At 48.1% G+C, this 15,062-nt stretch carries 15 protein-coding genes; all 15 read right to left on the reverse strand.

What is annotated here, in order from left to right:
- Positions 1-134: 134 nt before the first annotated feature.
- The 15 genes from flhF to fliJ all read right to left on the reverse strand — a co-directional run bounded on the left by flhF (position 135) and on the right by fliJ (position 15,051).
- Positions 135-1,784: a flagellar biosynthesis protein FlhF gene (flhF, locus tag B2739_RS16790; RefSeq protein ID WP_331346990.1), complete on the reverse strand. Its 1,650-nt coding sequence runs from the start codon at positions 1,782-1,784 to the stop codon at positions 135-137.
- A gap of 21 nt (positions 1,785-1,805) precedes the next feature.
- Positions 1,806-4,034: a flagellar biosynthesis protein FlhA gene (flhA, locus tag B2739_RS16795; protein WP_331346991.1), complete on the reverse strand. Its 2,229-nt coding sequence runs from the start codon at positions 4,032-4,034 to the stop codon at positions 1,806-1,808.
- A gap of 109 nt (positions 4,035-4,143) precedes the next feature.
- A complete protein-coding gene (gene flhB, locus B2739_RS16800) occupies positions 4,144-5,298 on the reverse strand; it encodes a flagellar biosynthesis protein FlhB (protein ID WP_331346992.1) in 1,155 nt (384 codons plus the stop codon).
- Positions 5,299-5,315: 17 nt separating this feature from the next.
- Positions 5,316-6,101 (reverse strand): flagellar biosynthetic protein FliR, encoded by a 786-nt coding sequence (gene fliR / locus B2739_RS16805; RefSeq protein WP_331346993.1) that lies wholly within the window; start codon positions 6,099-6,101, stop codon positions 5,316-5,318.
- Between the two features lie 18 nt (positions 6,102-6,119).
- The gene (gene fliQ, locus B2739_RS16810; RefSeq protein WP_049629918.1) at positions 6,120-6,389 is read right to left on the reverse strand and encodes a flagellar biosynthesis protein FliQ; all 270 of its coding nucleotides are present in this window, start codon (positions 6,387-6,389) and stop codon (positions 6,120-6,122) included.
- Between the two features lie 13 nt (positions 6,390-6,402).
- On the reverse strand, positions 6,403-7,101 hold the full coding sequence (fliP, locus tag B2739_RS16815) for a flagellar type III secretion system pore protein FliP (RefSeq protein WP_197085589.1): 699 nt from the start codon (positions 7,099-7,101) through the stop codon (positions 6,403-6,405).
- 182 nt (positions 7,102-7,283) lie between these two features.
- Positions 7,284-7,982, reverse strand: coding sequence for a flagellar biosynthetic protein FliO (gene fliO, locus B2739_RS16820; RefSeq protein WP_331346994.1), 699 nt, complete (start codon positions 7,980-7,982; stop codon positions 7,284-7,286).
- A gap of 15 nt (positions 7,983-7,997) precedes the next feature.
- Entirely contained in the window at positions 7,998-8,402 is a 405-nt protein-coding gene (gene fliN / locus B2739_RS16825) for a flagellar motor switch protein FliN (protein ID WP_331346995.1), read from the reverse strand.
- The gene (fliM, locus tag B2739_RS16830; RefSeq protein ID WP_331346996.1) at positions 8,392-9,468 is read right to left on the reverse strand and encodes a flagellar motor switch protein FliM; all 1,077 of its coding nucleotides are present in this window, start codon (positions 9,466-9,468) and stop codon (positions 8,392-8,394) included. The genes fliN and fliM overlap by 11 nt, the downstream gene beginning before the upstream one ends.
- Before the next feature lie 10 nt (positions 9,469-9,478).
- Positions 9,479-10,033: a flagellar basal body-associated FliL family protein gene (locus B2739_RS16835; protein ID WP_331346997.1), complete on the reverse strand. Its 555-nt coding sequence runs from the start codon at positions 10,031-10,033 to the stop codon at positions 9,479-9,481.
- 237 nt (positions 10,034-10,270) lie between these two features.
- Positions 10,271-11,836 carry a flagellar hook-length control protein FliK gene (locus B2739_RS16840; RefSeq protein ID WP_331346998.1) on the reverse strand — a complete coding sequence of 522 codons (1,566 nt, stop codon included), beginning with the start codon at positions 11,834-11,836 and terminating at the stop codon, positions 10,271-10,273.
- A 115-nt stretch (positions 11,837-11,951) separates the two neighbouring features.
- The gene (locus B2739_RS16845; RefSeq protein ID WP_331346999.1) at positions 11,952-12,284 is read right to left on the reverse strand and encodes an Hpt domain-containing protein; all 333 of its coding nucleotides are present in this window, start codon (positions 12,282-12,284) and stop codon (positions 11,952-11,954) included.
- 80 nt (positions 12,285-12,364) lie between these two features.
- On the reverse strand, positions 12,365-14,074 hold the full coding sequence (locus tag B2739_RS16850) for a fused response regulator/phosphatase (protein WP_331347000.1): 1,710 nt from the start codon (positions 14,072-14,074) through the stop codon (positions 12,365-12,367).
- Between the two features lie 114 nt (positions 14,075-14,188).
- Positions 14,189-14,494 (reverse strand): STAS domain-containing protein, encoded by a 306-nt coding sequence (locus B2739_RS16855; RefSeq protein ID WP_331347001.1) that lies wholly within the window; start codon positions 14,492-14,494, stop codon positions 14,189-14,191.
- 101 nt (positions 14,495-14,595) lie between these two features.
- Positions 14,596-15,051, reverse strand: a complete 456-nt coding sequence (fliJ, locus tag B2739_RS16860) for a flagellar export protein FliJ (protein WP_049629926.1) — start codon at positions 15,049-15,051, stop codon at positions 14,596-14,598.
- Positions 15,052-15,062 lie beyond the last annotated feature (11 nt).

Below are 15,062 nucleotides of genomic sequence, written 5' to 3' on the forward strand. Positions count from 1 at the left end.
GGGCATTTCGGTCTATTTGATCGACACATTGGCCGGACACACTGATGGTGAACTGAGTATAGATAGGGTTTGGCAACTCATCCGACTAATTTCAGTTTCACCGGTACTTTATCCTGCTTATCACGATTAATTGCTTAAGAAACCGCCGTTGCCGGATTTGTTTTGAGCAATGCGACGGCTTTTGAGACAAGCTGATGGGCACGCGCCACATCCAAATGCTTGGGAATATCCTGTCCATCTGTGGTGTACACAATCGGTAAGCGATTTTGCATCACCACACCCAAAGCCTCACCGATGCTGGCGGTCTCATCCAGTTTGGTCAGAATGCAACCCTGTAAACGGGCAGCGCCATAAGCATGTACAGACGCTTTCAGCATTTGCGCCTGACTGTTGCATGACATCACCAAATAGGTTTTCACTTGCTGTTGTTCCGCAAGCGCCTGCAACTGGGCTTTCAGATGCGGATCACCGTGACGGAAACCCGCTGTATCAATCAATACCAATGAGCAATGGCGCAAACTGCGCAGCACGCTGTCGAGCGGATTGGTTTCATCGACAACACGCACCGGTACTCGCAAAATACGTGCGAGTGAACGCAGTTGGTCGTGGGCCGCGATACGGTATGTATCGGTGGTAATCAGGGCGACTTTGTCAGCACCGTGTTGCAGTACGTAACGCGCCGCCAATTTACCAATCGTTGTCGTTTTACCTACACCAGTTGGGCCGACAAATGCGAACACGCCACCCTGATCGACAATATCGCTGCCATTGACAGGCAGTTGATGCGCCAGGTTCGCCAATGCATCTGGCCAAGCCTCGCCCAACGTTTTGGTTTTGGTACACGCCGTGATGACGTTTGCAATCACGTCCTGAGGCAGATTCAATCGCTCCAGGCGGCGCGCCACACTGGCAAGAATGGGCGAGTTAGATACAGGTGATTGTTGGCCACTCAAGCGATCCAACTGCTGTTCAAGCAAGAAGCGCATGTCGGCAATTTCTGCCTGCAACTCGGAAAGCTGGGCCGCTTGCTCAGTAGATTCATGGGTAACAGAGTTCTGGGCTACAGCTTCCTGATGAGCAACAGGTTCGGCTTTTTTCTCCTGTTTCAATTGCTCAATAAAACTGTCTTTGGAATAGGATTCTTTGATGCGCGCCTCTTTCATCAACGCATCGCGAAAAGACAAGGATTCCGGGCTCAGATGTGAGCCACTTTTCGATGCAGGTTCTTGTGTTGATACTGAAGCTGGCGTTGTTACAGGCGCCGGTGCAGGAACTGGATCAACCAAAGGATAACGCTCCGCCGCACTGGTACCCACACGCGGTTTTTGCTCAGGCATAACGGCATTGCGGGGAATACCTGCATTCACAACGGTATTTTTGCCAACTAAAAATTCTTTTGCAGACTCTTCTGCTTTTTTGGCGGCAATCATGCGCTGGTGTGCTTTTTCAATATCATCCACCAACTGTGCACCGGTTTTTCCAGCATTAGGGTGATCGGCTACTTTACTGATTACCGGTGCTGTTTTGCGCGGTTGTGGATTACCCAGCACTCGCGGAGAAATATCGCCATCACTCAAGAGAGGAGCGCTGGGCGAGAAGGTCGCGTCGGCAAAAGGACGATTCTGGAGCTGCTGGAGTTCGTAATCGGAACCCATGGTGGTCAGCAACTCAACCCCCTCGGGGATGCGGTTACTGGAGAGAATAATGGCGTCTGGCCCCAGCTCCTGGCGAACCATTTCCAACGCACGACGCATATCAGCCGCTACAAAACGTTTGACTTGCATATTCAACTCCTAGCCCGGGGGCTATTTTCTGTCGGCACCGACATTGGCATCGATGCTGATCTGTTTGTTGTCCGGTACTTCGGTATAAGCCAGTACACGCATATCAGGCACACTGTGGCGAACAAAGCGCGACAACATTGACCTTAGGGGCGCAGCAACCAGCAATACCAGTGGCTTGCCTGTCAGTTCCTGTTTCTGCGCTGCTTCAATCAGCGACTGCTGTAACCGGTCTGCCAGGCCAGGCTCAATAAAGGCACTGTCATCAGCGCCAGCTTTTTGTGCCTGCTGGACAGTGTTCAGCAATAACTGTTCCAAACTCGGCTCAAGCGTAATAACAGGCAGGATTCGCTCGTTTCCTATGATGTTTTGGACAATTTGCCGGCACAGCGCCACCCGCGCCAGTGCGGTTAAAGCGGCGGGATCTTGACTCTTTCCGGTGGTACCCGCCAAAGCTTCGGCAATAGAGCGGATGTCGCGGATAGGCACCCTTTCGCGCAGCAAGTTCTGCAACACCTTCAACAGCACATTGATTCCCATGGTATTGGGCACCAACTCTTCCACCAATTTGGGCGATGTCTTGGCCAGCATATCCAGCAATTTCTGGACGTCTTCATGGCCGAGCAATTCAAAAGTGTGCTGCTGCAAAATCTGGTTGAGATGGGTCGCAACAACCGTACTCGGATCCACCACGGTATAGCCAAGGGTTTGTGCCTGCTCGCGTTGGTTGGGCGTGATCCAGATAGCGTCCAGACCAAAGGCGGGATCTTTGGTTTTGATGCCATCGAGCGAACCAAATACCTGGCCAGGATTAATGGCCAATTCGCGATCCGGATACACATCGGCCTCTGCCATGGAAACCCCCATCAGACTGATGCGATAACCGGTAGGATTCAGATCGAGATTGTCACGGATATGGACAGACGGGATTAAAAAGCCCATCTCTTGCGATAGCTTTTTACGTACCCCTTTGATGCGCCCAAGCAACTCCCCACCCTGATTTTTATCGACCATGGGAATCAAGCGATAACCAACCTCCAACCCAATCACATCGACCGGCTGAACATCATCCCAACCCAACTCAGGGGATTCAGGCATGCCTGGTGGTAATGCGGGCGCATTGCGCTGTGGAGCGATACTCGCACCACCACCAGCACCTGCAGAGGACGGTGCTGCATCGCCAGCGACACGGCTGCCAGAAGGGATAAAATTATTCTCCTCCACTACTGCAGGTTGGTGTTTACGCCAGTGAATGTAGTACGCAATACCCGCACACAGCAGCCCCAAACTCAGGAATGCCATATGTGGCATTCCTGGAACAAGCCCCATGATCACCAGCATAAGTGCAGATACCGCAAGTGCTTTGGGCGATGTAAACATTTGCCCGATCACTTGCTTGCCCATGTCTTCAGAGCTGTTCACACGGGTCACCAGAATTGCGGAGGCTACCGATAACAACAAGCCGGGAATTTGCGCGACCAAACCATCACCGATAGTGAGGATGGTGTACTTTTCAAACGCATCGGCAAATTCCAGATCATGTTGAACCATCCCAATCGCCAAACCGCCAAAAATATTGATGACCATAATCATGATGCCCGCAACGGCATCACCGCGAACAAACTTGCTCGCACCGTCCATCGCGCCGTAAAAGTCAGCTTCTGCAGCCACTTCCTGACGGCGGGTACGCGCCTGATCCTGATCAATCAACCCGGCGTTCAAGTCGGCATCAATCGCCATTTGCTTACCGGGCATGGCATCCAAGGTAAACCGCGCGCTTACTTCGGAAATACGGCCAGCACCTTTGGTAACCACCACAAAGTTGATGATCATCAGAATAATGAACACCACAATACCAACCGCCAAATTACCGCCGATCACTACGTGACCAAATGCTTCGATAACTTTACCCGCTGCATCACCCCCTTGATGACCTTCCAATAACACAACGCGGGTGGATGCTACGTTCAATCCTAAACGCAGCAAGGTGGCGATCAACAAAATGGTTGGGAAGGCAGCAAAATCCAGCGGGCGCATGGCATAAACGGATACCAGCAACACTACCAGCGCTAACGCAATATTGAATGTGAAGAAGACATCCAGCAGCAGTGGCGGCATAGGCAATATGATCATTGCCAGCAGCATCAATAACAAAACCGGAATACCCAGATTGCCCTGCCCTATAGAACGCAAGGAGCCCAGCGCCGCTTTGCCGTTAAAGTTATTGAGTTGGTTGAACGTGGGTAATGCCATAAGTACGGATTCTTGACGGTTGGGTCATTTTTCCGTGATATCGCAAGAAGCGTACCTATTTATCAGCAAACAATTTATTAACAGATAAATTGTCAATTTCACGAACAGATTAGGTGCGCTTACCTGAAGCATCGTATTGCATATCGCGCGGTACAGAAATGTTGCGGGGGTACATAGGTTTGTCGCCCTTACCTTTGCGGTAATTGCGCAATTGGAAAACGTAAGCCAATACTTGCGCTACAGCAAGATACAAACTGGATGGAATTTCTTCATCCACTTCGGTGGTATAAAAAATAGCGCGCGCAAGCACAGGGGATTGGATAATTTCAATTTTGTGTAAATTGGCGATTTCCCGAATTTTTAATGCAGTGTGATCGCCGCCTTTAGCGATCATGATCGGCGTATCCATTGTTTCCGGATCGTATCTCAGCGCAACCGAAAAGTGTTCCGGGTTGGTAATAACAACATCTGCCTGAGGCACGTTGGACATCATCCGCCGTTGCGCCATTTCGCGTTGCAATTGACGAATGCGCCCTTTTACTTCCGGTTTACCATCGGTGTCTTTGGCTTCATCTTTTTGGTCTTGCCGCGACATTTTTAATTTTTTGTTGTATTGATAAATTTGCAAAGGCACATCAATCGCTGCAATCAAAATGGTGGTTGCCGATAACGCGATAGTGGCAAAAATAGAAATTTCGAGCGAATGGATAATGGCATTACCAATGCTTTCATCGACCAAGCGAAACATATCCTGCGCATAAAATTTTAACAGCCAGACGGTTGCCCCCAGAATGATCAATACTTTTCCCAAGGCTTTTAACAATTCAATTAACGAATTCATTGAAAACATGCGTTTGATCCCGGCAATAGGATCCATACGGCTTAACTTCGGCTCCATTGCTTTGGAACTCATGTTCCAACCACCTAATGCAATGGGTCCGACTATTGAAGCGATCAATAAAATAACCATAAGCGGGGCAATGCTGATAAGCCCATCATAAATAGCGCTGACAAAATGGGCGATCATTGCATTGGGGTCATAGATATGGGCGCGGCTGATCGTAAAATTATCGCGCGTCAGGCCAATCATTTTTTGGCCCATAAATTCTGCAAAAAAATAAATACCGACTACCGCCAACATGAGTACGGCAGTTGTTGTCAAATCGCGGGATCGGGGAACCTGGCCTTCTTCGCGCGCTTTTTCAATCTTTCGCGCACTGGCCTCTTCCGTTTTTTCCTGGCTGCTGTCGTCTTCTTCAGCCATTTATCACTCCTGTTGCATTAGGGTGTAAGAGCCAAAGTACGAACAACACCAATCCCCTCTTCCATAATTTGGAAATACACGGGCAGGAAATTAGCGAGCGTGAACCACATCAGAATAAAACCGAAAATCAAGGTAATGGGAAAACCCACCGTGAATACGTTCATTTGCGGTGCAGAGCGGCTCATTACGCCGAATGACATATTCACAATCATGAGCGAGGTAAAAAGCGGCAATGTAATTAGCAATGCGGCGCTAAACAGCCAGGAACCCAAATCGACGATGGTCATAAAATGCCCCACATTCATTCCTTCGCCGCCGATGGGAAAGGTCGTAAAACTATCGATCAGTAATTGCAATACCACCAAGTGACCATTACTGGCCAAAAATAATAATGTGGACAGCAATAAATAAAACTGCGACAAAATAGTCACACTAACACCACTGGAAGGGTCGTTCATCGCCGCAAAACCCAAACCCATTTTCATGGCAATAAATTGGCCCGCCAAAATAAATACATGCAACACCACTTGCATGGCAAAACCTAATGCAAGACCAATCAGTACTTCCTGAATGATCATTGAAAATCCCTGTGCCGATAAAAACGAAACTGTTGGTGCAGGCGGCAACACGGGTGAAATCATGATGGCTGTAAACAGCATTAGAATCAGACGGACGCGCGCGGGAACTGTACGGGCACCGATCACGGGAACAGCAAAATAAAATGCACCTATACGCAATAACGGCCACAGATATTGGCCGATAAACTGCGCTAGCTGTTCTTCAGAAATGATCAGCTCTTGCATAATCCGGACTCGTCTCCGCTAACCAATCAAACTCGGCACACTGGAATAAAGCCGGTTAAAAAGATCCATGAATTTGGTCAGCAACCAAGGGCCAGCAATCATCAAGCTGATGATGGTCACAATCAAACGCGGAAGAAAACTTAACGTTTGCTCGTTAATTTGGGTGGCCGCCTGAAACATACTGACCACCAACCCTACAATCAGACCCGGGCCGATAATGACCAACAACATTAAAATAGTGAGATAAAACGCATCTGCAAATAAATCCATCACGACTTCGGGTGTCATATACAAACCTCCGTCATATGCCATAACTGGCAGCAAGTGTACCTACAATCATCGCCCACCCATCTACCAGTACAAACAACATAATTTTAAAGGGAAGCGAAATAATCAATGGCGACAACATCATCATACCCATCGCCATAAGCACGCTGGATACAACAATATCAATCACCAAAAACGGAATAAAAATAATGAAGCCAATTTGGAACGCTGTTTTTAATTCACTGATGATGAACGCAGGCACCAGAATGCTAAACGGCGTTTCTTCCGGTGTCGCGATAGGTGGATGCTTGGCAATTCCCACAAATAATGCGATATCCGATTCGCGTGTTTGCGCCATCATAAAGGCATGAAACGGTGCAGCGGTTTTTGCCAAAGCCTCTTGCGCACCGATCTGTTGATTAATGTAGGGCTGCAACGCATCCTGATTCACTTTATTCAACACCGGCTGCATGATGAACAAAGTCAAAAATAGCGCAAGGCCAATCAAGATCTGGTTAGAAGGCGACTGCTGCAAACCCAATGCCTGACGCAAAATAGAAAACACAATAATGATGCGGGTAAAGGATGTCATCATCATCAGGATGGCGGGCAAAAATGTCAGTGCCGTCATGATCGCCAGGATCTGTAACGTCACAGTGTATTCCTGGGTTCCGTCCGGATTAGTTTTTACGGTTAACGCGGGCAACCCGGGAATGGCGGGTAAACTTCCCATATTGGTGGGTGTGGTCTGGGTCAGTGGCAAACTATTCACGTTCGGGTCAGCAACAATAGGTTGTGCTGTCTGTGCATTTACAACATCACTGCCAAACACCAGTAGACATACACACATGATTGCCAGAAAAACACCGCTGAAACTGCGCATTGTTTGGGCTGAAATACGTGGCATGTTAATTCCTACGCAGCGGGATTATTGTTGTTGATAGATTGGGAACCCGAATGTGGGTTAGCCGCATTTTTTTTGGGTTGCAACAACGACATTAATGTTTTACTGAAGTCCGATGATGCAGTGTTTGTATTATTGAGCACGACAGGCTCAGTAAACACATGCAAAGTATTGATATGGGTTGGTGTGATGCCCAGCAATAACTGCTGACCTGCTGCGTCAATCAATACGATTCTCTCACGTGTTCCCAGCGGCATTGATGAAAGCACTTTTAATTGGCCATTACCTGCGAATGAACCTGCGCCAAAACGTTTCACAAAAAATGAAAGCGCAAAAATCAAACCAACAATCAACAACAAACCCAGTGTCACGTTAAGCAAATGCCCTCCACTACCTACACCCGGCGCACCTGTGATTGCCGTTGGCGATGCCGCTGATTTTTCATAAAAAGGGGTAACTGCAGCTGCGCTTGTATTTTGTTGGGTATTTTGTTGTGTGTTGTGTTGCATCGCTGTTGATGCGACTGGTTCTGCCGTTGATGATGGCGATGGTGCATCTATTGACGTTGTCTGGGCTGCTTGCTGTGATACCGATGAGTCATCTGCATAACACGGAGCAGCGATAATGCAGATGAACAATAGCGCTGCCAGCTTCCATTTTTTTATCAGGTTTTTTGGTTCAGTGCGCAATGCAGCAGGCGAAACAGACATAGCGATTACCAATCCTTAACGTAACTTTTTAATACGTTCAGCAGGACTGATTACATCTGTCATACGGATACCGAATTTTTCATTGACCACCACCACTTCACCGTGTGCAATCAGGGTTCCATTCACCAATACATCCAATGGCTCACCCGCCAAACGATCAAGCTCAATAACCGAGCCTTGGTTTAACTGCAGCAAGTTACGGATAGTGATTGAAGTGCGACCAACTTCCATGGAAATGGACACAGGAATATCAAGAATTACATCCAGATCGGGGCTACCTGTCGGGCGTGACGATATTTCATCTTTCAGCTCATCAAATGACACGGTATTCGCGATGGCCTCATCAGCATCAGCTTGTTCCGCCATGGCGGCAGCCCAATCGTCCGCCATTGAATCTTGATCAATATCATCACTTGCCATTTTTTCCACCTTTTATTTCATTCACACTTTCGTTGGTTTGTTCAGCGCCGTCATTAACCTTGGCATTGTTCGCGTCCACTTTTGTACCAGTAATATTGTAGGCACTGCTGCGATCAATAAATTCGCGGATTTTTAACGCGAGAAAACCATTACTTTGACCCAACTGGGTACGGAACATAGGTACACCATTGGCAGTTAATACATGATAGTCAGGGAATTCTACTGGAATAATATCGCCCGCTTTCAATTCAACAATATCGCGCAAGGTAATATCGCGCCGTACGATATCGCACTCCAAATCCACACTGGCCGACAACACATCTTCACGCAGGGCTTTTTCCCAGCGCTCATCGTGTTCATCACTATCACTTTGTAAACCGGCATCCAATACTTCGCGGATGGGTTCAATCATTGAATAAGGAACGGTGATATGCATTTCGCCACCACCGCCATCCAATTCAATATGGAATGTGCTCACCACAACGACTTCGCTGGGGCTGACAATATTGGCAAGCGATGGGTTTACTTCTGAATGGACGTATTCAAAATTAATCGGGAATACCGCTTTCCAGGCTTCGGTTAAATCCACAAAGGCTTGATTCAATACCATTTGCACTACGCGCAATTCGGTGGGCGTAAATTCGCGGCCTTCAATTTTTGCATGACGGCCGTCGCCGCCAAAAAAGTTATCAACTAATTTAAAGACCAAACGCGCATCAAGAATAATTAATGCAGTTCCGCGCAACGGGCGAAACTTCACCATATTCAAACTGGTAGGAACATACAGGGTGTGGACATACTCACCGAATTTCTGGATCTGCACACCGCCAACCGATACATCGGCGGTGCGACGCAACAAATTAAACATACTGATGCGGGTATAACGGGCAAAACGCTCATTGATCATTTCCAGCGTAGGCATGCGCCCACGCACAATACGATCCTGGCTGGTCAGGTCATAGGTTTTAACCGCCCCCGGCTCAGCGTCCGATTCGGTTTCTATGTCGCCGTCATCAACACCGTGTAAGAGCGCATCGATTTCGTCCTGCGAAAGTAAATCTTGCACAGAAGTTTCCTTATTGCATTACAAAATTAGTAAACAACACTTGCTCAACATTTGCGGAAGACACTTTGTCGCCATTACCGCTGGCAATTAATGCCTCGCGTTCTTTTTGCAACTGTCCGCGAATGATTTCCAATGCCTCTGCCCTTAGGGTTTCCTTGCCCTCTTCCGTTTGCAATTCATCAAAATTTTTACTGCTGAGCAACATCACCAAACCATTGCGAATGGCAGGCATATGCAGGGTTAACAAACTTTCTAGTTCAGGGTCGCGGTACAACAATGTAATCGCTGCCTGCAAATACCGCTGACGACCATTCACATTAAAATTGATCGTAAAGTTGGGGGTCATTTCAAAATAAATTGCCGGTGCCAATATCGCTTCTTTTGCGTGCTCTTCTGCTGCACCGCCTGCAGGTGCGGGCGACAACATTTTTAATGCGACCACGGTTCCACCTACTGAAATAGCAACCAGAGCCACTGCAAGACCAATAATCAGGAATAGTTTTTTCTTTTTGCTCCCGGCGTCCGCGTCTGCGTTGCCTGCGTCTTTTTTAGGGGCTACCGCCATGTCAAAACTCCGTCACTTTCAAATGCCAAAAGGGTTTGAGCAATACCTATGCCAGTATCGCCCTTGAAAGCTTAGCAGTGGTTAGTGGCTTTGCGAGCGTGAAACGCAGAAATGGGGGAAGAAAATGAGATTGAAAATAGAAAAAAACAGAAAAGAAAAGCGATATAAAACAAGGAGGTAGAAATACCGATCATATTGATCAGTATTTCTACAGAGCCGCCTGAACTACAGGCATTCCTAAGCGTAATGATCAACGAGCCGCACAGATGCAACCGAAGTCATAGCAACGGGCATCAACTCATCCTCTTCAATATCACCCTGCGAGCGGGATTTACCAGACTCCTCCTGATCGCGTTGCTGCTGCGCAAACGATTTATCGGACACATCCACATTGACCAGATTGAGCCCCTGCTCTGCAAACATTTCACGCAAGCGGTGCAACTGCTGGTCAAGTGCATCGCGCACAACCGGATTATGGCTGGTGAAAGTCACACTGGCTTGATCCTGGGTGATGCTGACTTTGACTTGCATAGGGCCAAGCTCGGGCGGATCAAGACGGATTTCGGCTGAACTCACATTTTGTGCTGCCAGCCACAGGACTTTATCGCCCACTGCCTGGCTCCATTGCGGAGATCCTACTGTCACCGGTACGCCGGTCTGTACAACAAACGCGCGCGCCGCAGGTGATTGCGACTCCAACGGGCGTGATATGGATTCCAACGCGCCTAATACCGCTGCTGCGGGCTTGGCAGGTTCTGTAATAGTTGAAGCCACCTTGTCCAAACTGGTGAGATTGGTTTCCGCCATTTTGTTTAATCCTGCCTTACTGTTAAGCAGCACAAAATCCGGATTGTCCGCCAGATCAGAGGATGCGTCGCTATTTTCTCCTTCGGCCGTCAGCGCTTCAGTTTGTGCAGTCGCAGCAGTTGATCCGGACAACACATCATCTACCAGGGATAAACCATTGGAAACAACAGGCTGATTGCCAGTTGCCTGAACAGAAACCGCAGGATTAAGTGAATTAAGCCCTACCGTTCTAATATCCACACCTATTGCAGCAAGATCACCCTCTGTTTCCACATCGGGTAATGTCGAGACCGGAACAATGGCTGTCGCAGGAGCTGATGTCAGTAGCGCAGCTGAGTCTGTTGCCAACGCCAGCTCAGTGTCACCCTCGCCCAACCCCAATTCTGTTAGTAATGGCGATACCGTTTCTTCCGTGCCTGTCAGTTCATCTTGCTGAACCAGACCAGACTGAATTACAGCGGTTGCAACTCCAATAGGTAGAGTGATTGCGGCTCCGGAATCCAGTAATGCCTGCTCAGTTGTAACTAAACCCGAAGCATCAAGCATGGCAGTATCTTTCGATGCTTTATCTGCTGCATGATTTTCGCTATTAGCACTATCGATAGCCGTGGTTGATTGTTCATCTGCCACTTTGTCGCCAACCGTTTTTTCTTGCCGCGCAGATCGCGACGGTTGAGACGATTCTTTTGTCGATGCATCTCGCACCGGGGCACCACGGTTTTCTTCGAATTTGGCTGCTTTTTTGTGGTCAGTTGCGCGGCTTGCCGGTTCCGGGCGGTTATCCGATTTAGCCGCAACCGGGCGCGCATCATCCTGGCGATCAGGTTCTTTTCGCGCAGCAGGCTTGCGGGCGGCAACTTCTGGCCGCGCCTGTTCAAACGCCTGTTGGAACTTTTCTGTGGTATCCGCACGATTTTTAGGTACGGTTGATTTTGCGGCGGCAGAGTTGGTACCGGTTGCGCCCAACAAGCTGTTCAAAAGGTTGCCATTATTCATCTGCTACTCCTACTCCAAGCCATGGCAAACTCTTGCCGTTTGGCCGCTAATAACGGGGGGTCAGGAGAGAAATTGCAAGGGGAGTGCCAAGCTGGCCAAACGTCAAAAGACAGGGTCAAGCAAATGCGCGGAGCGAACCTTGCACTTTGGCGAATTCGCTTTCTATTTGGGAAAGGTCTGCGGCCAAACCATTAAAATTACCCGCCAAGGCTTTCTTTTCCATGGCAGCGCACAGCGAAGATAACTGTACGGCTCCCACATTACTGCTGCTGCCTTTAAAACTGTGCGCAGCGCGACGGATTTGATCGGCATCGCTACCCTCAATCAGCTGGCGCAAACTGGCAATACGGTCTGATGAATCCTGAATAAACGTGTCAACCAAAAGGGAAAAATCATCTTCCATCACTTGCTTGAGCGTATTTAACGTATCCAGATCCAGGTGTTCCATAAAGCAGCATCTCCACATTCTTGAGAGGATATTGTATTCGGGTAGAAGATAAAGCTGTCTTCCCCTACCGTTGCTCAGGATTAGTCATCGCTAATCCAGGAAAATTCCACTTCAACGATATTACCGCACCCCAGGTAAGTTACGGTACCACAGAGCTTTTCAACCAAGGCAATGCCGCGCCCGCTATATCCAAAACTCGCCAGATTATCAGTGGCACGCGACCTATGGTCAAAGCCGTCCCCACTGTCTTCAATACGTACTTTTAATAAACCACCGTCTTCATTGGTTTTGTGGAAAATATAGATGCGCACAAAACCTTCCGTCACTGTATTGATGCGCTCTTCCCGTAACGCGTAATAATCAGAGAAACCATCCGGTGTTTTTTTCAGCTCTGAATCCAACTTTAAAACACCGTGCTCCAGTGCATTGGTATAGAGTTCGGCGAGAATCGTATAAAGGGTACTGCTAAAGGCACGCAAGCTGGGCACTTCCATGAGTACGTTGAGCAACATCGGCAAGGGATCAAACACCTTGAAACTGGTAGGTTTTACCTCAAAACTCATTTGCCATTCAATTTCAGCATTACCAAAACGATCGCTCGCCTCTTTGGAAAAACTGTTGACCTGCGCAGGCTCATCCATACGAATTTCCAGCAGCGATAAATCGTCATCTTTTTCACCACTGCCAACAAAATGCTGCACACTTTCCAGAATATTTGTAAATAAATAATCCGGATTGGTATTGCGTGCAAAAACCTCTTTTAGTCGCTCCTCACCGAACATATCTCCCTCTGCATTTCGCGCCTCATGAATCCCATCAGACCAGAGGAAAATCCTGTCACCCAATTCCAATTCAAAATATTCACAATTATCTTTGAATGCACGGTTTGATAACACACCCAGTGGCAAGTGGGTCGATTTCACCGGTGTAATGTGCCCATTTTTACGGTGGTAAATAAAACAATCCGGCAATCCGCCATTCCAAATTTTCAGGCGTTTTTTGCGAAAATTAATATCAATCATGGTGGCGCAACAAAAAATGCCGACTGGCAAAATATTTTTTAATTTGCCATTAATCTCACGCAAAATATCGGTCATCGAAAAGCCTTTTGGCACCATCCCATAAAAGGTTGACGCCAACGGCATAGCACCAATCGCAGCCGGCAAACCATGCCCGGTAAAATCACCCAACAACACCATCATACTACCCGACGGGCGCATGGCTGCTACCAAAACATCACCATTAAAAACAGCGAGGGACGACAAAAAATAACGTATATTTTTTGCATTTAAACAACCGCTGTGGGCGACATTATCAAACACATGCTTGGCAACGGTTTGCTCCTGCAACAAACGGTTGTTGTATTGCACAATCTGCTTGTGTTGGTTGCGCATGGTGCTATGCAACTCACGCATGCGGTTAAACGATTTTATTTTGGCCTGCAGGATAATCCGGTTATACGGCTTGGAGAGAAAATCATCGCCCCCGGCATCGAGGCATTGGACAAGGGATTCAGTATCGGACAACGAGGTGAGGAAAATAATCGGGACTAATTCATCGCCAGCCAATTCCTTGATTTGACGTGCTGCATCAAATCCATCAAGTTCTGGCATTAATGCATCGAGCAAAACAATATCAGGGCGCTCAGCGATATACACATTAATTGCTTCCAATCCATTGCAAGCAGAAACAACTTGATGCCCCTCTTTACGCACGATACTTTCCAGTATCAGCCTATCGGAATCCGTGTCGTCCGCGACCAGAATTTTCAAACGACGGACTTCATTCATAAGATCGTTTCCATACATCGCACCACGTCAACCCACTGCATTCGCCATAGAGTGCAAACACGTCTACATCATTGGAGGTCAGAGTACTGAACGCCAGCATCCGGCACAGCATGATTATTGGATATCAAACAATTGTTCGAAGTTGGAGATGAGCAATATCTTTTTTACATCGGGTGCGCAATTCACAATCTGGATATTGGATTGCTCGCCGCCAGCGTAATCGCGCAGCAATAGCAACATGCCCAATGCGGAACTATCCAGATAGGAGGTACCCTGTAAATCGACACGGTAATGCATAGGCGCATGAGCCAGCTTTTCATAAGCCCCGCGGAATTCCTGGTGGGAACTGAAATCAAAACGCCCCTGTATGAATATAGTGACTTGATTGCCATCAGGGGATACTGTTGACGTGATCGCCATGTCTTACCTCATTAAAACATCTGAACATTCCCAAAGCCTGCAACAGGCCAACGGAGGCGCGCCCCCGTAATTCAACCTAAGGATAGCTGATAAAACCGGAATTACGAGCCTGCATCTGACTGACGTTGCAGCTGTTGCGAAGTCAGGTCATCCAGTTCTTTTTGCAGGCGCTTTTCCAGTATCAGGTTATCTTCGTGCTCCAGACGAACAATCAGATCTTCGATCGATTTTCGCTTCTGGTGCTTGATCCGCCACTGCTTGAGCAAGTTTTCCTGCATCGCCAAAAAACGGGCGACTTTGGCCTCTTGCTCCCGGCATGCTTCATTTAATCGATTAATAAAACTGCTGTAATTGATGAGCTCGTGGGCCAGCACCCCCTCGCGCAACGCACTTTGTGCCTGCAAATATTGCGCCGCATAATCTCGTAAGTCCGCTAGCTGGCGCTCTTCCTGCGCTAACTGCTCGCGAAATTGGCTCAGCTTTTTGGCAGCATCGTCCTCCTGGCGCACCGCCAGAGTCAGTACCACCTGCATACGTTTAGCGCGGGATACCGCCATTTAGTCACTCA

It is taken from the genome of Cellvibrio sp. UBA7661, from assembly GCA_002483365.1.
GTDB lineage: Bacteria > Pseudomonadota > Gammaproteobacteria > Pseudomonadales > Cellvibrionaceae > Cellvibrio.

Coding starts and splice junctions, on each gene's coding strand:
- B2739_RS16835 (WP_331346997.1), bottom strand. CDS start 10,033: ATGGCGGTAGCCCCTAAAAAAGACGCAGGCAACGCAGACGCGGACGCC.
- B2739_RS16850 (WP_331347000.1), bottom strand. CDS start 14,074: ATGAATGAAGTCCGTCGTTTGAAAATTCTGGTCGCGGACGACACGGAT.
- flhB (WP_331346992.1), bottom strand. CDS start 5,298: ATGGCTGAAGAAGACGACAGCAGCCAGGAAAAAACGGAAGAGGCCAGT.
- B2739_RS16845 (WP_331346999.1), bottom strand. CDS start 12,284: ATGGAACACCTGGATCTGGATACGTTAAATACGCTCAAGCAAGTGATG.
- fliQ (WP_049629918.1), bottom strand. CDS start 6,389: ATGACACCCGAAGTCGTGATGGATTTATTTGCAGATGCGTTTTATCTC.
- fliP (WP_197085589.1), bottom strand. CDS start 7,101: ATGGGAAGTTTACCCGCCATTCCCGGGTTGCCCGCGTTAACCGTAAAA.
- B2739_RS16840 (WP_331346998.1), bottom strand. CDS start 11,836: ATGAATAATGGCAACCTTTTGAACAGCTTGTTGGGCGCAACCGGTACC.
- flhF (WP_331346990.1), bottom strand. CDS start 1,784: ATGCAAGTCAAACGTTTTGTAGCGGCTGATATGCGTCGTGCGTTGGAA.
- flhA (WP_331346991.1), bottom strand. CDS start 4,034: ATGGCATTACCCACGTTCAACCAACTCAATAACTTTAACGGCAAAGCG.
- fliJ (WP_049629926.1), bottom strand. CDS start 15,051: ATGGCGGTATCCCGCGCTAAACGTATGCAGGTGGTACTGACTCTGGCG.
- fliR (WP_331346993.1), bottom strand. CDS start 6,101: ATGCAAGAGCTGATCATTTCTGAAGAACAGCTAGCGCAGTTTATCGGC.
- fliN (WP_331346995.1), bottom strand. CDS start 8,402: ATGGCAAGTGATGATATTGATCAAGATTCAATGGCGGACGATTGGGCT.
- fliO (WP_331346994.1), bottom strand. CDS start 7,982: ATGTCTGTTTCGCCTGCTGCATTGCGCACTGAACCAAAAAACCTGATA.
- B2739_RS16855 (WP_331347001.1), bottom strand. CDS start 14,494: ATGGCGATCACGTCAACAGTATCCCCTGATGGCAATCAAGTCACTATA.